Origin of the sequence: Blastococcus sp. CCUG 61487, from assembly GCF_005222955.1 — a bacterium.
Lineage (GTDB): Bacteria > Actinomycetota > Actinomycetes > Mycobacteriales > Geodermatophilaceae > Blastococcus.
Map to the genome: position 1 here is coordinate 14,317 of NZ_LWUA01000264.1, position 15,346 is coordinate 29,662.

Annotated in this window: 17 protein-coding genes; 14 read left to right on the forward strand and 3 right to left on the reverse strand. The window is 75.1% G+C overall.

From position 1 onward, the window contains the following. The first annotated feature begins 48 nt into the window (after positions 1 to 48). From A6V29_RS16930 to A6V29_RS21065, 4 genes are all read left to right on the forward strand, one after another. Positions 49 to 1,263, forward strand: coding sequence for an MFS transporter (locus A6V29_RS16930; protein WP_137161390.1), 1,215 nt, complete (start codon positions 49 to 51; stop codon positions 1,261 to 1,263). Beyond that, the gene (locus tag A6V29_RS16935) at positions 1,263 to 2,525 is read left to right on the forward strand and encodes an alpha/beta fold hydrolase (RefSeq protein WP_137161391.1); all 1,263 of its coding nucleotides are present in this window, start codon (positions 1,263 to 1,265) and stop codon (positions 2,523 to 2,525) included. The genes A6V29_RS16930 and A6V29_RS16935 overlap by 1 nt, the downstream gene beginning before the upstream one ends. Beyond that, positions 2,522 to 3,190, forward strand: coding sequence for an acVLRF1 family peptidyl-tRNA hydrolase (locus A6V29_RS16940; protein ID WP_137161392.1), 669 nt, complete (start codon positions 2,522 to 2,524; stop codon positions 3,188 to 3,190). Before A6V29_RS16935 ends, A6V29_RS16940 begins: the two co-directional genes overlap by 4 nt. 246 nt (positions 3,191 to 3,436) lie before the next feature. Further along, positions 3,437 to 3,583: a hypothetical protein gene (locus tag A6V29_RS21065; RefSeq protein ID WP_170977925.1), complete on the forward strand. Its 147-nt coding sequence runs from the start codon at positions 3,437 to 3,439 to the stop codon at positions 3,581 to 3,583. A gap of 93 nt (positions 3,584 to 3,676) precedes the next feature. Here the strand turns inward: A6V29_RS21065 and A6V29_RS16945 are convergent, their stop codons facing one another. Then, positions 3,677 to 4,693 carry a zinc-binding dehydrogenase gene (locus A6V29_RS16945; protein WP_137161393.1) on the reverse strand — a complete coding sequence of 339 codons (1,017 nt, stop codon included), beginning with the start codon at positions 4,691 to 4,693 and terminating at the stop codon, positions 3,677 to 3,679. 78 nt (positions 4,694 to 4,771) lie between these two features. On the opposite strand from A6V29_RS16945, the gene A6V29_RS16950 reads away from it, so the two are divergent. Continuing rightward, positions 4,772 to 6,841, forward strand: coding sequence for a HelD family protein (locus tag A6V29_RS16950; RefSeq protein WP_212719516.1), 2,070 nt, complete (start codon positions 4,772 to 4,774; stop codon positions 6,839 to 6,841). On the opposite strand, the gene A6V29_RS16955 is transcribed toward A6V29_RS16950, so the two are convergent. Next, positions 6,738 to 7,616, reverse strand: a complete 879-nt coding sequence (locus A6V29_RS16955) for a YhjD/YihY/BrkB family envelope integrity protein (protein WP_170977926.1) — start codon at positions 7,614 to 7,616, stop codon at positions 6,738 to 6,740. The two genes, A6V29_RS16950 and A6V29_RS16955, sit on opposite strands and share 104 nt — an antisense overlap. A gap of 388 nt (positions 7,617 to 8,004) precedes the next feature. Here A6V29_RS16955 and A6V29_RS16960 point away from each other — a divergent pair, with 388 nt between their 5' ends. From A6V29_RS16960 to A6V29_RS16980, 5 genes are read left to right on the forward strand one after another with little or no spacing between them, the layout of a single operon-like run. Further along, positions 8,005 to 9,072, forward strand: coding sequence for a C40 family peptidase (locus A6V29_RS16960; protein WP_137161394.1), 1,068 nt, complete (start codon positions 8,005 to 8,007; stop codon positions 9,070 to 9,072). Positions 9,073 to 9,104: 32 nt separating this feature from the next. Beyond that, positions 9,105 to 9,452, forward strand: a complete 348-nt coding sequence (locus tag A6V29_RS16965; protein ID WP_137161395.1) for a YrdB family protein — start codon at positions 9,105 to 9,107, stop codon at positions 9,450 to 9,452. 32 nt (positions 9,453 to 9,484) lie between these two features. Beyond that, positions 9,485 to 10,060, forward strand: a complete 576-nt coding sequence (locus A6V29_RS16970; protein WP_137161396.1) for an ASCH domain-containing protein — start codon at positions 9,485 to 9,487, stop codon at positions 10,058 to 10,060. A 22-nt stretch (positions 10,061 to 10,082) separates the two neighbouring features. Further along, positions 10,083 to 10,409 carry a DUF3817 domain-containing protein gene (locus A6V29_RS16975; protein ID WP_137161397.1) on the forward strand — a complete coding sequence of 109 codons (327 nt, stop codon included), beginning with the start codon at positions 10,083 to 10,085 and terminating at the stop codon, positions 10,407 to 10,409. A 29-nt stretch (positions 10,410 to 10,438) separates the two neighbouring features. Further along, positions 10,439 to 11,761, forward strand: a complete 1,323-nt coding sequence (locus tag A6V29_RS16980; RefSeq protein WP_137161398.1) for a serine hydrolase domain-containing protein — start codon at positions 10,439 to 10,441, stop codon at positions 11,759 to 11,761. Positions 11,762 to 11,857: 96 nt separating this feature from the next. Here A6V29_RS16980 and A6V29_RS16985 read toward each other — a convergent pair whose 3' ends face one another. Further along, entirely contained in the window at positions 11,858 to 12,346 is a 489-nt protein-coding gene (locus A6V29_RS16985; protein WP_137161399.1) for a hypothetical protein, read from the reverse strand. A 59-nt stretch (positions 12,347 to 12,405) separates the two neighbouring features. Between A6V29_RS16985 and A6V29_RS16990 the strand changes: the two genes are divergently transcribed. From A6V29_RS16990 to A6V29_RS17005, 4 genes are all read left to right on the forward strand, one after another. Continuing rightward, positions 12,406 to 12,651 carry a DUF3253 domain-containing protein gene (locus A6V29_RS16990; protein ID WP_137161400.1) on the forward strand — a complete coding sequence of 82 codons (246 nt, stop codon included), beginning with the start codon at positions 12,406 to 12,408 and terminating at the stop codon, positions 12,649 to 12,651. Positions 12,652 to 12,803: 152 nt separating this feature from the next. Further along, positions 12,804 to 13,961, forward strand: coding sequence for a pyruvate dehydrogenase (acetyl-transferring) E1 component subunit alpha (gene pdhA, locus A6V29_RS16995; RefSeq protein ID WP_249933306.1), 1,158 nt, complete (start codon positions 12,804 to 12,806; stop codon positions 13,959 to 13,961). Then, positions 13,958 to 14,935, forward strand: a complete 978-nt coding sequence (locus A6V29_RS17000; RefSeq protein ID WP_137161402.1) for an alpha-ketoacid dehydrogenase subunit beta — start codon at positions 13,958 to 13,960, stop codon at positions 14,933 to 14,935. Before pdhA ends, A6V29_RS17000 begins: the two co-directional genes overlap by 4 nt. Before the next feature lies 1 nt (position 14,936). Further along, on the forward strand, positions 14,937 to 15,346 hold a 410-nt coding region (locus A6V29_RS17005; protein WP_283956375.1), incomplete at its 3' end, for a biotin/lipoyl-containing protein.

The window sequence follows — 15,346 nt, forward strand, 5'->3', positions numbered from 1 at the left end:
GGTTAGCGTGGTCGGGCCGCATCCCGCTCGACGGAGGCTCCTCCCCACGTGGCGAACCCCTACCTGCAGGTCCTGCGCACGCCGCACGCCCTGCCGATGGTGCTGGCCGCCTTCATCGGCCGGCTGCCACTGTCCATGGTCGGGCTCGGCTGCGTGCTCCTCGTGGCCGCCGAGACCGGCTCCTACGGTCTCGGCGGAGCCGTGGCCGCCGTGGGGGCAGTGGCCGCGGCGCTGTCGGGGCCCTTCCTGGGCCGGCTGTCCGACGCGTACGGCCAGCGGCGGGTGCTGCTGCCGGTGCTCGCCGCATTCGTGGCCGCCGGGGCCACCTTCCTCGTCGCCGTCCGCCAGGACTGGCCGCTGCTCGTCGTCTTCGCCGGGGCGGGGCTCGCGGGAGCGTGCCTCCCGCCGGTCTCCTCGATGATCCGCGTCCGGTGGACGCACCTGCTCCGCGGCAGCCACCGGTTGCCGACGGCGCTGGCGATGGAGTCCGTCGTGGACGAGATGGTGTTCGTCGTCGGGCCGGTGCTGGTCACGTTCCTGTCCACCGCCGGGCACTCGACGGCGGGGCTGGTCACCGCGTTCACGCTGGCGGCCGTGGGTGGCCTGCTGTTCGCCGCCCAGCGCCGCACCGAGCCGCCGCCCCTGGCGCACGAGCACCGCAACGGCCCCTCGGCGATGCGGTCGGACGGGCTCAAGGTGCTCTTCGCCGTGGGCGTGGCGGTGGGCGCGGTCCTGGGCACGCTGCAGGTCGCCCTGGTCGCCTTCGCCGACGAGGTCGACGCCAGGGCGATGTCCGGCGTGCTGATCGCCGGGCTGGCCGTCGGCTCGATGGTCAGTGGCATCGGCTGGGGCGCCGTCCACTGGCGGCTCCCGCTGCGCCACCGCCTGGCCGGCGCACTCGTCCTGCTGACGGTCCTCAGCGTCCCCCTCGTGCTGATCGAGGACGTCGGGGTGATGGTGCCGTTCGTCGTCCTGACCGGCGTCGCGGTGTCGCCGTCGCTGATCAGCGCCTTCACCCTGGCCGAGCTGCTCGTGCCGCGGGCGGCGGTCACCGAGGCGTTCACCTGGATCGGGACCGCCCTGGCCGTCGGCGTCGCCCTCGGCGCGTCGGTCTCGGGCAAGATCGTCGACGTGTCGGGAGCCAACGCCGCCCTCGCCGTCGTCACCCTCGCCGCGGGCGCCGCCGCCCTGGTGGTGGCGCTCGGCCGGCAGGTGCTGCGCGTCCCGGCCGAGCACGCCGCCAGCCCGGCGCTGGTGCGGTGATGGACGAGCGCTACGAGATCCCGGGTGCGCTCGTCCGCGACCGGACGGTGGCGGTGCCCCTGCACTGGAGCGACGACGACGGCCCGGCGATCGAGGTCTTCGTCCGCGAGCTGGTCCGCCCCGACCAGCGGGACGCCGACCTGCCCCTGCTGCTCTTCCTCCAGGGCGGCCCCGGCGGCAAGTCGCCCCGGCCGACGCGGGGCGGCTGGATCCCCCGCGCGCTGCAGCAGTTCCGCGTGGTGCTGCTCGACCAGCGCGGCACCGGCCGGAGCTCCCGGGTGACCGCGGCGACGATGGCCCGGTTCCCCGATCCACGAGCCGCGGCGGCCCACCTGCTCGCCTTCCGGGCGGATTCGATCGTGGCCGACGCCGAGCACGTGCGCGCCACCCTCTACGGCGGCCGCCGGTGGACCACCCTCGGCCAGAGCTACGGCGGCTTCCTCACCCTCACCTACCTGTCCCGCGCGCCGCAGGCGCTGGACCGCTGCCTCGTGACCGGCGGGCTCCCCTCGCTGCGCCCCGACGCCCGGGAGCTCTACCGCCGCACCTACCCCCGGGTGGCCGCCAGGACCCGGCGCTTCTACGAGCGGTTCCCCGGCGACCTCGCCCGGTTCGGCGCCGTCGCCGACCGGATCGCCGCGGGCCCGGTGACCCTCCCCGACGGCGACCGGCTCACCGTGCGCCGGCTGCAGACTGTCGGCCACGTGCTCGGCACGCAGGCCGGCGCGGAGGAGCTGCACTGGCTGGTCGAGGAGGCGCTCGACGACGAGACGGCCACCGGCCTGTCCGACACGTTCCTCGACCAGGTCGCCCGCCGGACCTCCTCCTGGGACGACCCGCTCTACGCCGCCCTGCACGAGAGCATCTACGCCTCCGGCGCCGGACCGGTCGGCTGGGCGGCCGAGGCGGAGCGCGGCCCGGAGTTCGACGGCGACCGGCGGCCGCTGCCGTTCACCGGCGAGATGATCTACCCCTGGATGTTCGACGAGATCGCCTCGCTGCGGCCCTTCGGGCCGGCGGCGCACGCGCTGGCCGCGACGGCGGAGGTCCCTCCGCTCTACGACCCCGCCCGGCTGGCGGCCAACGAGGTGCCGGTCGACGCGGCCGTCTACTTCGACGACATGTACGTCGACGCCGACCTGTCGCTGGAGACGGCCGCGGCCGTCGGCAACGTGCGCACCTGGGTGACCAACGAGTTCGAGCACGACGGTCTCCGGACCGGCGACGTGCTCGACCGCCTGCTGGCCCTGCGGTCCCGGTGAGCCGACCCCGGCCCGCCGCCGGGGGCGGGCGCAGGCTCGGCGTCGCACCCGAGCGGTTGGGCCGGTGGCTCGACGGCGTCGCGACGCGGCACGGCGCCTTCGGCGAGGTCACCGTGGACGACGACGGTGCCGTCCGCCTCACCTGCGCGGACAGCACCACCGTCGTCCTGCGGGCGCCGTTCGGCTGGACGCCGGAGCAGCCGTTGCTGGCCGCCTTCACCGCGGCCGCGCGGGCCGACCGGCGGGCGGCGGTGCTGCTGGTCCGCCGCGGCCGGTGGGCGGTCGCGGTGTTCGACGGCGCGGACCTGGTGGCGTCCAAGGTGGACAGCCGGCAGGTACAGGGACGGACGGCCGCCGGCGGGTGGTCGCAGCAGCGGTTCGCCCGGCGGCGGGGGCACCAGACCGACGCCGTCGTCGCCGCCGCGGCCGACACCGCGGCACGGGTGCTGCTGCCGCACGTGGGCGGCCTGGTCGCGCTCTTCACCGGCGGGGACCGGGGGCTGGTCGACGACGTCCTCGACGACCGGCGGCTGCTCGACCTCGCCGCGCTGCGCCGGGAGCCGGCCCTCGACGTGGGCGAGCCGACGAAGGCGGTCCTGCTCGAGACGCCCGGGCAGTTCCGCGCGGTCCAGGTCACGATCGTGGAGCCCGCCGACCGCTCCTGAGGTCGTCGAATTCGGACTCCATCCGGACGTAATGGCGACAATTGTGTCGGCCGCCACTGGAATGACGTGGTGTGCGCCACTCCGCGCGCCATTGGTGAGCGAGATCTCAGCAATTTCAGGGACGCGACCAGGCCATTCGTCCTCTTTTACTCAAGGAACGACCAATCGTGGCCGATGCGACATGCGACCACCGGAATCCGTCAGGAGACAGTGATGGGAACGCACACCGCTCACAGGCCCCGCCAGATGGGGAACCTGCCCGCCAGCTTCGCGCCGATCATGTTCGCCGACCCGTCGTACCTGGACGCCACCCGCGCCCCCGCGCGGAGCGCCTCGGCCGAGGGGTACCGCTTCATCGCGCGACTGGGACAGATCCTCCGGGCCCGGGCCTGACCGACCGATCCTCGCCGCAGGAAACAGGCGAGGATCCGCGAACAACCGGCGCGAGTTCCGCTGCACGCAGCGGAACTCGCGCCGTCGTCGTCCCTAGGGGCGGATGACCAGTCGAATGGGGTCGCCGTCCTTTTCCGCGAGGCGGCGGATCCCCTCGGCGGCCTCGGTCAGCGGCAGCGTTCCTGAAATGGACCTGGCCAGGTCGAGCCGCCCGTGCCGGATCAGCGAGACCAGCTGCTGGACGTGCCCGGGCCCGGAGCCGTAGTGCCCGAGGATCCGCTGGCCGAGGTAGCTGAACGCCGTACCCCTCTCGATGGCGAGCGGCTGGTCGGTGAGGCCGACCAGCACGAGCGATCCGGCGCGCTCCAGCGTCGCGACCGCCTGCTCGCGGACCGCCGCCACCCCGGCGAAGTCGAACGCCACGGCGAGGCCGGCGCCGCCCGTGAACTCGCGGACCCGGGTGGCGACGTCGTCGGCCGGGTCCAGCGCGAGGTCGGCGCCGAACGCCAGCGCCCGCTCCCGTGCCGCCGGCACCGGATCCACGGCCACGATGGGCGCGGCTCCCGCGAGCCGCAGCAGCTGCACGGCGTGCGCACCGAGCCCGCCGATGCCCCACACGCCGACCGCCTGCCCGGCCCGGACCGCGGCGGTCTCCACGATCGAGGCCCAGGGGGTGGAGACGGCGTCGGGCACGATGCAGGCCTGCTCGAGCGGCAGGTCGTCGGGGACGGCGACCAGGGTGGTCGCGGTCGCCAGCGCGTACTGCGCCCAGCCGCCGTCGTAGTCGACGCCGCGGGTGTACACCAGCTCGTTCCGCTGCTCGCCCGCCTGGAGCAGCACCCGGTCGCCCACGGTCCAGGCCGCCACGCCGGGGCCGAGCTCGGCGACGGTGCCGGCGACCTCGTGGCCGAGCGTCACCTCCGGGCCGTCCAGGAACAGCGGCGTGAGCGAGCCGTCGACGAGGTGCACGTCGGACAGGCAGATGCCGGCGGCCTCGACGCGCACGAGCACCTCGCCGGGGCCGGGGCGGGGCACCGGCACCTCCTTCACGGCGAACTCTCGGGTGCGCACGTCGAGGCGACCGGCCAGCATCGAGTCGGGGAGCGTCATGCGCCCACCTTTGCCGACCGCTGCCCGGGCCGAAAGTCCCTCGACCGACACGGCCACCAGGCGTAACGTCCTCCGACCGTGTCTGCCGCCGCTCCCCAGACCGACACCTCCGCCGACCCCGTCCTCGCCGCCGAGCGCGCCCACCTCGCCCACGCCGTCGCCTGCCTCGCCCGCATGCGCCGGGCCACGGAGGCGGTGACCGACGCCGGCGTCGACGGCTGGGCCTCCGAGCGGCTCGGTGCGCTGCGCGCCGAGCGGCTCCGCGCGCTGGCCGCCGACCCCGGCGTCCCCCCGTTCTTCGGGCGGACCGACGGCGCCGGCGAGACCTTCCACATCGGCCGCCGGCACGTCCGCGACGACGCCGGCGACCCCGTGGTCATCGACTGGCGTGCCCCGATGAGCCGGCTGTTCTACCAGGCCAGCGCCGCCGATCCCCAGGGCCTGACCCGCCGGCGGCGGTTCGGGTTCGCCGGCGCCGAGCTCACCGGCTACGAGGACGAGCGGCTCGACATCGGCGACGACGGCCCGGGGGAGTTCCTCCGTGCCGAGATCGAGCGCCCGCGCAGCGGCCCCATGCGCGACATCGTGGCCACCATCCAGCCCGACCAGGACGACATCGTGCGCGCACCGCTGGCCGAGTCGATCTGCGTGCAGGGCGCTCCGGGCACCGGCAAGACCGCCGTCGGCCTGCACCGCGCCGCGTACCTGCTGTACACGCACGGCGGGCAGCTGGCCCGAACCGGCGTCCTCGTCGTCGGGCCCAACCGGGCGTTCCTGCGCTACATCGAGCAGGTCCTGCCCACGCTCGGCGAGGTGGACGTCGCGCAGGCGACGGTCGCCGACCTCACCGGCCGGGTGCCGGTGCGCGCCGTCGACACCCCCGAGGCCGCCGTCCTCAAGGGCGACGTCCGGATGGCCGAGGTGCTGCGGCGGGCCCTGTGGGGCGAGATCCGCAAGCCCGCCGACGACGTGCTCGTGCCCCTGGCCGGACGGCGGTACCGCGTGCCGGTGGAGCGGCTCAAGCGCTACGTCGACGACCTGCGCCGCCGCTCGCGGGCCGATGACGACCTGCAGCTGCTGCACTACGCGGCCGGGCGCGAACGGTTGGCGATGCTGCTGGCCGGGGACGCCCGCCGGCAGAAGGAGGCGGCCGGCGGCAGCCCGACCGACGCCGAGACCCGCAAGGCGGCGCGCAGCCCCGAGGTGCGCGCCTTCTGCGACGAGGTGTGGCCGGCGCGGGACGCCGCCGGGCTGGTGGCCGCGATCTACTCCGACGCGGCCCTCCTCGCCCGCGCCGCCCGCGGGATCCTCGACGCCGCCGAGCAGGCGCTGCTGCTGTGGCCCTCGCCGCCGCGCTCGGTCCGCTCCGCGCCCTGGACCGAGGCCGACGCCGTGCTCGTCGACGAGGTGGCCGGGCTGCTCGAGCGGACACCCGGCTACGGCCACGTCGTGGTGGACGAGGCGCAGGACCTCTCGCCGATGCAGTGTCGCGCCGTCGCGCGCCGGCTCGCGGCGGGATCGCTGACCGTCCTCGGCGACCTGGCGCAGGCGACCAGCCCGTGGTCGGCGGCCGACTGGGCGCAGACCCTGGCCGGTCTCGGCCGCCCCGACACCGTCGTCAGGCCGCTCACCCAGGGCTACCGGGTGCCGGCCGAGGTGCTCGACTACGCGAACCTGCTGCTGCCGGCCATCGCGCCCGGCCTGCCGGCCGCCACCGCCGTCCGGAGCGAGCCGGGGTCGCTCCGGCTGCGTCCGGTGACCGAGCTGGCCGGCCCGCTGGTCGACGTCCTCGCCGAGCTGGCGGCCTCCCCCGGCTCGATCGGCGTGGTCTGCGCCGACGACGCCGTCGCGGACGTCGTCGCGCTGCTGGAGCGCGCCGGCTTGGCCGTCACCGCCCTCATCGACGACGGCGAGCCGCCCGCGCGGCTCGCGGTGGTGCCCGCCACCCTGGCGAAGGGGCTGGAGTTCGACGCCGTCGTCGTCGCCGACCCGGCGGCGATCGTGGCCGCCGAACCGCGGGGGCTGCACCGGCTCTACGTCGTCCTCACCCGGGCGGTGAGCACGCTGGTCGTCCTGCACCGTGGTGATCTCCCGGCTCCGCTGGCCGGGTCCGTCGAGCGGCCAGGAGCTCGTCCAGCGATCGGGTGAGCAGCCAGCCGCCGAGCACGACCATGTGCAGGAGCCACAGCCAGAAGCCGAGCGCCACGACGCCGCCCACCACGGTGAGCCCGCCGAACGGCGCTCCGAGGTCGACCGGGAGCGCCAGGAAGAGCACGAACCCCTGCAGGAACCCCGACACGCAGGCCGCGGTGAACAGCGCGCCGGAGAACAGGGCCGGCCACCGCACCTGGCCGCCGCCCACCACGCGGAAGCCCCAGGCGAGCGGGAGGGCGAGCGCGGCGAGGCAGGCGTAGAAGCCGACGGCGATGCGGCCGACCGTCGGCCAGGTCCCGCCGCTCTCCGCCAGGTCGGCCATCACGTCGGCGGCCAGCAGGAGGGGGTACAGCAGGAGCGGCGCGACGATCAGCAGCGGCAGCGCGGCGAACCGACCGCGCCACGCGGTCATCGCCTCCTCCTGGGCGCTGAACCGCAGCAGCGCCCGCCGGAGCCCCTCGCCGTACAGCGACATCGGCAGCAGGGCGAGCAGTCCCTGCAGAGGGCTGAGCCCGACCCCGGCGTCGACCAGGCGGGCGACGGCGTCGGGCGCGCCGAGCTCGGGCGGCAGCAGCTCGGCCACCCGGTTGCCGAGTTCGCGGACGCGCTCGGCCGAGGTCAGCCACGCGGTGAGGGAGAAGGACAGGACCAGCAGCGGCACCACCGCGATCCCCGCGTAGAAGGTCAGCCCTGCGGCGATCAGCGCGAGGTCGCGGCCGGCCAGCTTCTCCTGCACTCCGCCGAGGAGGGCGCGCGTCCAGCCGCGCACGGACCGAGGTGTCGCGGGCCGGCTCACCCGATGTCGTCGTCGCCGCAGGCGGCCGGCGAGCCCGCCCCGGCCACGAGGAGGAGAGGTCGGCAGAGGTCCATGCCTGCCTGAGTGCGCGGGCGGGCGCCGTTCGAAACGGCGGCCCACCGGTGAACGCTGGGACGGGTGTGACGAGGACCTCGGACGCAGGAGCAGACGGGTCCGTCACGCTGACCTGCGCATCAGCGGCACGGGTTCCCGCGCGCGCGTATCGGCAAACAACAATCTTGTTATTACCTATTGTCACGGCTCGGTAACGGACTTACCGTCAGTGCGCCCGCCGGGGCGTTCCGTCACCACCTGGGTGGCAGCCCGCCGGGTTCGCACAGAGATCGGAGAGCCGCTCCACATGGCTCTGCACCTCCGCCGGCCCACCGCACGCCGCACCGCCCGTCGGGCCGTCCTGGCCCTCGCCGGGGCCCTCGGCATCCTGCTGGCCTCCGTGCCCGCGTCGGCCGCCCCCGGTGATCCCTCCACCGCCGCCGAGGCCGCGGAGCTGGTCGCCGCCCGCGGGCACGACCTCGAGGCGCTGACGGAGGAGTTCAACGAGGCGCGCGAGGTGCTCCGCTCCCAGCGGGCCGCGGCCGAGGCTGCCCAGGCCGAGCTGGACCGGGCGACCGCGGCGCTCGCCGAGGCCCAGCAGAGCGTCCGGGGCGTCGCGCGCAGCGCCTGGACCGGCGAGGGGCTGACCGGCTTCGAGGCGCTGATGATCAGCGACTCCGCCGACGAGTTCGTTACCCGCATGTCCACGCTCCAGCACGTCGCGGGGCACCAGGGCGAGCTGCTCGCCCGCGCCGCCGACGCGAGCGCGGCAGCGGCCGAGGCGCAGGCGCGGGTGCAGGCCTCCGTCGCCGAGGCGCAGCGCCAGTACGACGCCGTGGCCGCCCAGCAGCGGGACCTGCAGGCGCAGATCGCCGAGTACCAGGCGATGCACGATCGGCTCAGCGCCGCGGAGCAGCAGGCGGTGGCGGCCGCCGCCGCGGAGTCGCACTCCGCCCGCGCCAGCCGCGCCGAGCGCACCGAGCCGCTGGCCGCGGCCGCCGGGCCGGTGGTGGCCAACGGCGCCGCCGCGCAGATCGCCGTCGACACCGCGATGGCCCAGCGCGGCAAGCCCTACGTCTGGGCGGCCGAGGGGCCGGGGTCGTTCGACTGCTCGGGCCTCACCCTGTACGCCTTCCGCGCGGCCGGCATCAAGCTCCCGCACTCGAGCCGGATGCAGTCGCAGATGGGCCAGCCGGTCTCCCGGGGCAACCTCCAGCCCGGCGACCTGGTCTTCTTCTACAGCCCGGTCAGCCACGTCGGCATCTACATCGGTGGCGGTCAGATGGTGCACGCGCCCACGAGTGGTGACGTCGTCAAGGTCGCGCCCGTGGACGCCCTGGGCGGCTACGCCGGCGCCCGCCGTATCGCGGCCTGATCTCCGCGGCCTCGCTCCGGCAGACTGCCGGCGTGGTCTCCCGGCTGAACGGTCTGTGGCTGGCCCTGGCGTTCCTGTCCGAGGTCGCCGCGCTCGTCGTCCTGGCGGCCTGGGGCTGGTCGGCCGGCTCGGGACCGGGACGCTGGCTGCTCGCCGCCGGACTGCCGGTGGCCGCGGCCGTGCTCTGGGGTGCCTTCGCCGCTCCGCGGGCCAGGCTCCGGGTGCCGACGGCGAAGGTGGCGGTGAAGCTGCTCGTGCTCGGCGGCGCGGTCGTCGCCCTCGCCGACCTGGGCCGTCCCTGGTGGGCCGCCCTGCTCGCCGTCGCCTCGGTCGTGGGCGCGACGGCGTCCCAGCAGCTCGTGCTCCAGCCGGGCCGCTGACCCGCTGGAGCACGGCCCCGGACGGTGCCACCATGCCGCACGTGCTCATCCCTCCGGCGATCGCCGCCGGCATCGCCGACGGCTCGGTCACGCTCGCCTTCCGGCGGTGGGACCGGCCCCGGATGCGCCCGGGAAGCACCCAGCGCACGGGAGCCGGCGTCGTCCGGATCGACACCGTCGAGGAGGTCGACCCGGGAACGCTCACCGAGGACGACGCGGCGCGGGCCGGAGCCCGATCGCTGGCCGAGCTGAGGCGCCTGCTCGACCGGCGCGACGGCGCCTCCGTCTACCGGATGGAGCTGTCCTTCGCCGGCGCGGATCCGCGGGTCGAGCTGCGGGAGCGGGCCGACCTCTCCGATACCGACCGGCACGCCATCGACGCCCGGCTCGCGCGGATGGACGCGGCCGCGGCCACGCCCTGGACGCGCGAGGTGCTGCGGCTGATCGCCGAGCGGCCCGGCGTCCGGGCGCCGGATCTGGCCGCCTCCCTGGGGCGCGAGACGCTGCCCTTCAAGCGCGACGTCCGCAAGCTCAAGGAGCTGGGGCTGACCGAGAGCCTGGCCGTGGGGTATCGAATCTCACCTCGGGGGCGCGCCTACCTCGGCTGACGGCTCGGGGAGGATCGGCCCCGTGACTCCTCGCACCGCCGCCACCGCCTTCCGGATCGTCGCCGTCGCCGAGGCCTTCTCGTGGGTGGGCCTGCTGATCGGGATGTTCGTGAAGTACGTGCCCGAGACCTCGGAGCTCGGGGTGAAGATCTTCGGGCCGCTGCACGGCGGGATCTTCGTCGCCTACGTGTTGGTCGCGCTGCTCGCCTCCCGGGTGCTGCGCTGGAGCCCGATGACCACGCTGCTGGCGCTCGGCGCCTCCGTGCCCCCGCTGGTGACCATCTGGTTCGAGCGCTGGGCCACCCGCACCGGCCGGCTGCCCGCGCCGGACGCCGTCCCCACCACCTGACCGGCCGCGCGGCCGTTACGGTCGCCGTCATGCCCGAGCCCGTCCTCCCCGGCACCGCCCGCACGATGCTGGCGCGCGTCGCCCGCGCCCAGCGCGACGGCCGCGCACCCAGCCTGGTGGCCGGCGTCGTCCGCGACGGCGGTCTCGCGTGGTCCGCCGGCCGCGGCGCGGTGCCCGAGCCGCACACCGACGTGCAGTACCGACTCGGCTCGATCAGCAAGACCGTGACCGCCGTCGTGGTCATGCGGCTGCGCGACGAGGGCCGGCTCGGCCTCGACGACCCGCTGGAGCGGCACCTGCCGGGCACGCCGCTGGGCGAGCGGACCGTCGGCCAGCTGCTCTCGCACCTCGCCGGAGCCTCGGCGGAGAGCCCGGGTGGCTGGTGGGAGCGGACGCCGGGAGGCTCGCTCGCCGAGCTGGGCGTGGGGGAGGACGACGTCGTCCTCGGCGCGGCCCGGCGCTTCCACTACTCCAACCTCGGGTTCGGACTGCTCGGCGAGCTCGTGGCGCGGCTGCGCGGGCGCTCTTGGGACGACGTCGTCCGTGACGAGGTGCTCGCGCCGCTGGGCATGGACCGCACCACCCCGCGGCCGGTCGCGCCGGCGGCCGAGGGGTTCGCCGTCCACCCGTGGGCCGACGTCGTGCTGCCCGAGCCGGAGCACCACGCGGGCGTCATGGCCGCGGCGGGGCAGCTGTGGGCGACGCTGACCGACCTCGGCCGATTCGCGGCCTTCCTCCTCGGGGACACCGGCGACGTCCTCGACGCGGCGACGCTGGAGGAGATGACGGTGCCGGCGGGCGTGGACTCGTCCGCGCCGGGCTGGTCGGCGTACGGGCTGGGCGTGCAGGTGCTGCGGGTCGACGACCGGACGCTGGTCGGGCACGGCGGATCGATGCCGGGCTTCCTGGCCGGCGTCTTCGTCGACCGCGACGAGCAGACCGGCGCGGTCTCGCTGACCAACGCCACAGCCGGAGTGGAGCCGGTGGTCTTCGGGCTGCTCGCGGACCTGCGCGCGGCGGAGCCGCGGATCGTCGACGCGTGGGAGCCGTCCCCCGCGGCCGTGCCGCTGGACTCGCTCGGCGTCTGGTTCTGGGGACCGTCGCCGTGCGTCCTGCGGGCCGTGGCGGGCGGGCTGCTGCACCTGGGGCCGCTGCCGGGCCGCGCCGGGCGGGCCAGCAGGTTCGCGCCGGTCGGGGACGGCCGGTGGCGCGGGCTGGACGGCTACTACGCGGGGGAGACGCTGCGCATCGCCGAGGACCACCTCGACCTCGGCACCTTCATCTTCACGCGGACGCCGTACGATCCCGCGGCGCCCGTGCCCGGCGGCGTCGACGACCGCGGCTGGCACTGACCTGCCTGCGGCGATGATCAGCTCACCTGATCGTTCGTCGTCCTCCCTCACGGTCGACCACGAGGTAGGACACCCGATGACCAGGTGACCTGATCATCACGGCGCGTCGAAGGCGTCCATCGTCGTCTTCAGGACGGCGCCGTAGGCCAGGTGCGGCACCAGGTCGCTGAGCCAGTCCGCGCGGGACCAGGTGCGCGGGTCGGTGATCCCGAGCGCCGTCATCGGCCCGTTCGTCGCCACCAGGATCCCGGCGGTGATCAGCAGCGTGCCCACCAGCGGGTGGGTACGGACGCCGGCCGCCCGCGCCAGCCCGACGGCGACGCCGAAGCCCACGCCCGCGCCCAGGCCGGTGAGCGGACCGAGCCCCTGCACCCGGTGCTCGCGGGTCTCGCCCTGGCCGGGGATCGAGAGATGGGCCTTGCCGGCCATCTTCTCCACCGTCTGCTCCGGGGTGCTGCTCGCCGGGCGCCCGCGCACGGCCATGTCCAGATAGGTGACGGCGTTGAGCGCACTGCTGGCCGCCGCGCCCGCGGTCGCACCGCGCAGCGCCCACCCGATCGTGCCGATCGCTGTCTGCTTCGCCATGGCGGCGCAGGTACCCGGCCCGGCGTGCGGGGAAGCGCCCCGGCTCGCATGCTGCAGGCGTGGACGTCGACCGGCAGCTCGAGCAGGCGATCGAAGTCCTGCTCGACCAGCGCGCCGACGGCGCCACGATCTGCCCGTCGGAGGCAGCCCGTCAGGTGGCCCCGGAGCAGTGGCGCGACCTCATGCCCGCGGCCCGCGCCGCGGCCGGGCGCCTGGCGGCCGCGGGGCTCGTGGAGGTCACGCAGTCCGGCGAGGTGGTCGACGTCGCCACCGCCCGCGGGCCGGTCCGGATCCGACGGCGGTAGCGCCCGGCGCGGTCGTCCGCGCGGTGATCTTGGCCCGCTCCCGGGCACGTGACAGGATGCTGTGAGCGGCACCACACCCCGGTGCCCGAGACGTCCACCTCCGCGCGGCGCCGGTGACCCCGGCCGGAGCGGCAGACGGCGAGGAGCGAGCTGTGACGGCGTTGCGCCACGAAACCCCCACCCAGGGCCTGCCCGGTGACCGGAGCCCCCGCGACGACGGCCCCCCGCCACACCTGCCGCCCCAACCCGACCTCGTGCAGCTGCTCACGCCGGAGGGCGAGCGGGTCCAGCACCCGGACTACTCCATCGACCTCGACGACGACGAGCTGCGCGCCCTCTACCGCGACATGGTGCTCGTGCGCCGCTGGGACGCCGAGGCGACCGCGCTGCAGCGCCAGGGCGAGCTCGGCCTGTGGGCGTCGCTGCTCGGCCAGGAGGCTGCCCAGATCGGCGCCGGCCGCGCGCTGGCCGAGGACGACATGGCCTTCCCCACCTACCGCGAGCACGGCGTCGCCTGGACCCGCGGCGTCGATCCGCTGCACGTCATGAGTCTGTATCGCGGCGTCGACAACGGCGGCTGGAACCCCGTCGAGCGCGGGTTCAACCTCTACACGGTCGTCATCGGCGCCCAGTGCCTGCACGCGACCGGCTACGCCATGGGCGTCCAGCGCGACGGCGCGGAGAGCGCGGTCCTCGCCTTCCTCGGCGACGGCGCGACCAGCCAGGGCGAGGTGAACGAGGCCATGATCTTCGCGGCCAGCTTCACCGCGCCCGTCGTCTTCTTCTGCCAGAACAACCAGTACGCGATCAGTGCCCCGCTGGAGCGGCAGTCCCGGGTACCCCTGTTCCAGCGGGCGTCCGGCTTCGGCTTCCCCGGCATCCGGGTGGACGGCAACGACGTGCTCGCCGTGCTGGCCGTGACCCGCGCCGCGCTGGCCGCAGCCCGCGAGGGCCAGGGCCCCAGCTTCATCGAGGCCTTCACCTACCGGATGGGCGCGCACACCACCTCCGACGACCCCAGCCGCTACCGGATGTCCGGCGAGGTCGAGGAGTGGAAGCTGCGCGACCCCATCGCCCGGCTCAAGGCCTACCTGTCACGCGGCCGGCTGGCCGGTGCCGACTTCTTCGAGTCGGTCGAGGCCGACGCCGACGAGCTGGCCGCACGGATCCGCCGCGGCACCGTCGAGATGCCCGATCCGCGGCCCAGCGACATGTTCGACGTCGTCTACGCCGAGCAGACGCCGCACCTGGCCGCGCAGAAGGCCGAGTTCGAGGCCTACGAGGCCGGTTTCGAGGGGGCCGACCGATGACGGAGACGTTGACCATCGGCAAGGCGCTCAACCTCGGCCTGCGCCGCGCGATGGAGGACGACCCCAAGGTCGTGCTCATGGGCGAGGACATCGGCCGGCTGGGCGGGGTCTTCCGGATCACCGACGGCCTGCAGAAGGACTTCGGGGAGGACCGCGTCGTCGACACCCCGCTGGCCGAGGCCGGCATCCTCGGCACCGCCGTGGGCCTCGCCATGCGCGGCTACCGCCCGGTCTGCGAGATCCAGTTCGACGGCTTCGTCTTCCCCGCCTACAACCAGATCGTCACCCAGGTCGCCAAGATCCACGCCCGGTCGCGGGGTGCGCTGACCATGCCGATCGTCATCCGCATCCCGTTCGGTGGTGGGATCGGGGCGGTCGAGCACCACAGCGAGAGCCCGGAGGCGTACTTCGCGCACACCCCCGGCCTCAAGGTCGTGGCCGTGAGCAACCCCGTGGACGCCTACTGGGGCATCCAGCAGGCGATCACCCACCCCGATCCCGTCGTCTTCATGGAGCCCAAGCGCCGGTACTGGGACAAGGCCGAGGTCGACACCGACGCCAGCCCCGAACCGCTGTTCGGCTCCCGGGTCGTGCGGGCCGGCGACGACGTCACCGTCCTGGCCTACGGCCCGATGGTGAAGACGGCGCTGCAGGCCGCCGATGCCGCCGCCGACGAGGGCCGCTCGCTCGAGGTGATCGACCTGCGCAGCGTCTCCCCGCTCGACCTCGCCCCGGTGGTGGCCTCCGTCCGGCGCACCGGCCGCTGCGTGGTCGTCCACGAGGCGCCGGTCACCCTGGGGCTCGGCGCGGAGATCGCCGCCCGGGTGACCGAGGCCTGCTTCCACTCGCTGGAGGCGCCGGTGCTGCGGGTGGGTGGCTACGACCTCCCCTACCCGCCGGCGAAGCTCGAGGAGGACTACCTCCCCGACCTCGACCGGGTGCTGGACGCCGTCGACCGCGCGATGGACTTCTGAGATGACCAGCACGACGCCAGTGCTGCGTCAGTTCAAGCTCCCCGACGTGGGCGAGGGGCTCACCGAGGGTGAGATCCTGCAGTGGCTGGTCGCCGTCGGCGACACGGTCACGGTGAACCAGCCGCTGTGCGAGATCGAGACCGCGAAGGCGGCCGTCGAGCTGCCCTCGCCGTACGCCGGCACCGTCACCGAGCTGCTGCACGCGGCGGGAGACACGGTCGAGGTCGGGACGCCGATCATCACGATCGACGTCGGCGGCGGGACGCCCGCGCCGGGCGGGGACGAGCAGGCCGACGCCCCCGAGCAGGCCGCGGACGGCGGCCGCACCGCCGTGCTGGTCGGTTACGGCCCGCGCAGCACCGACCCCCGGCGCGCGCACGGCGCAGCGCGGCACGGCCCGTCGCGGCAGCC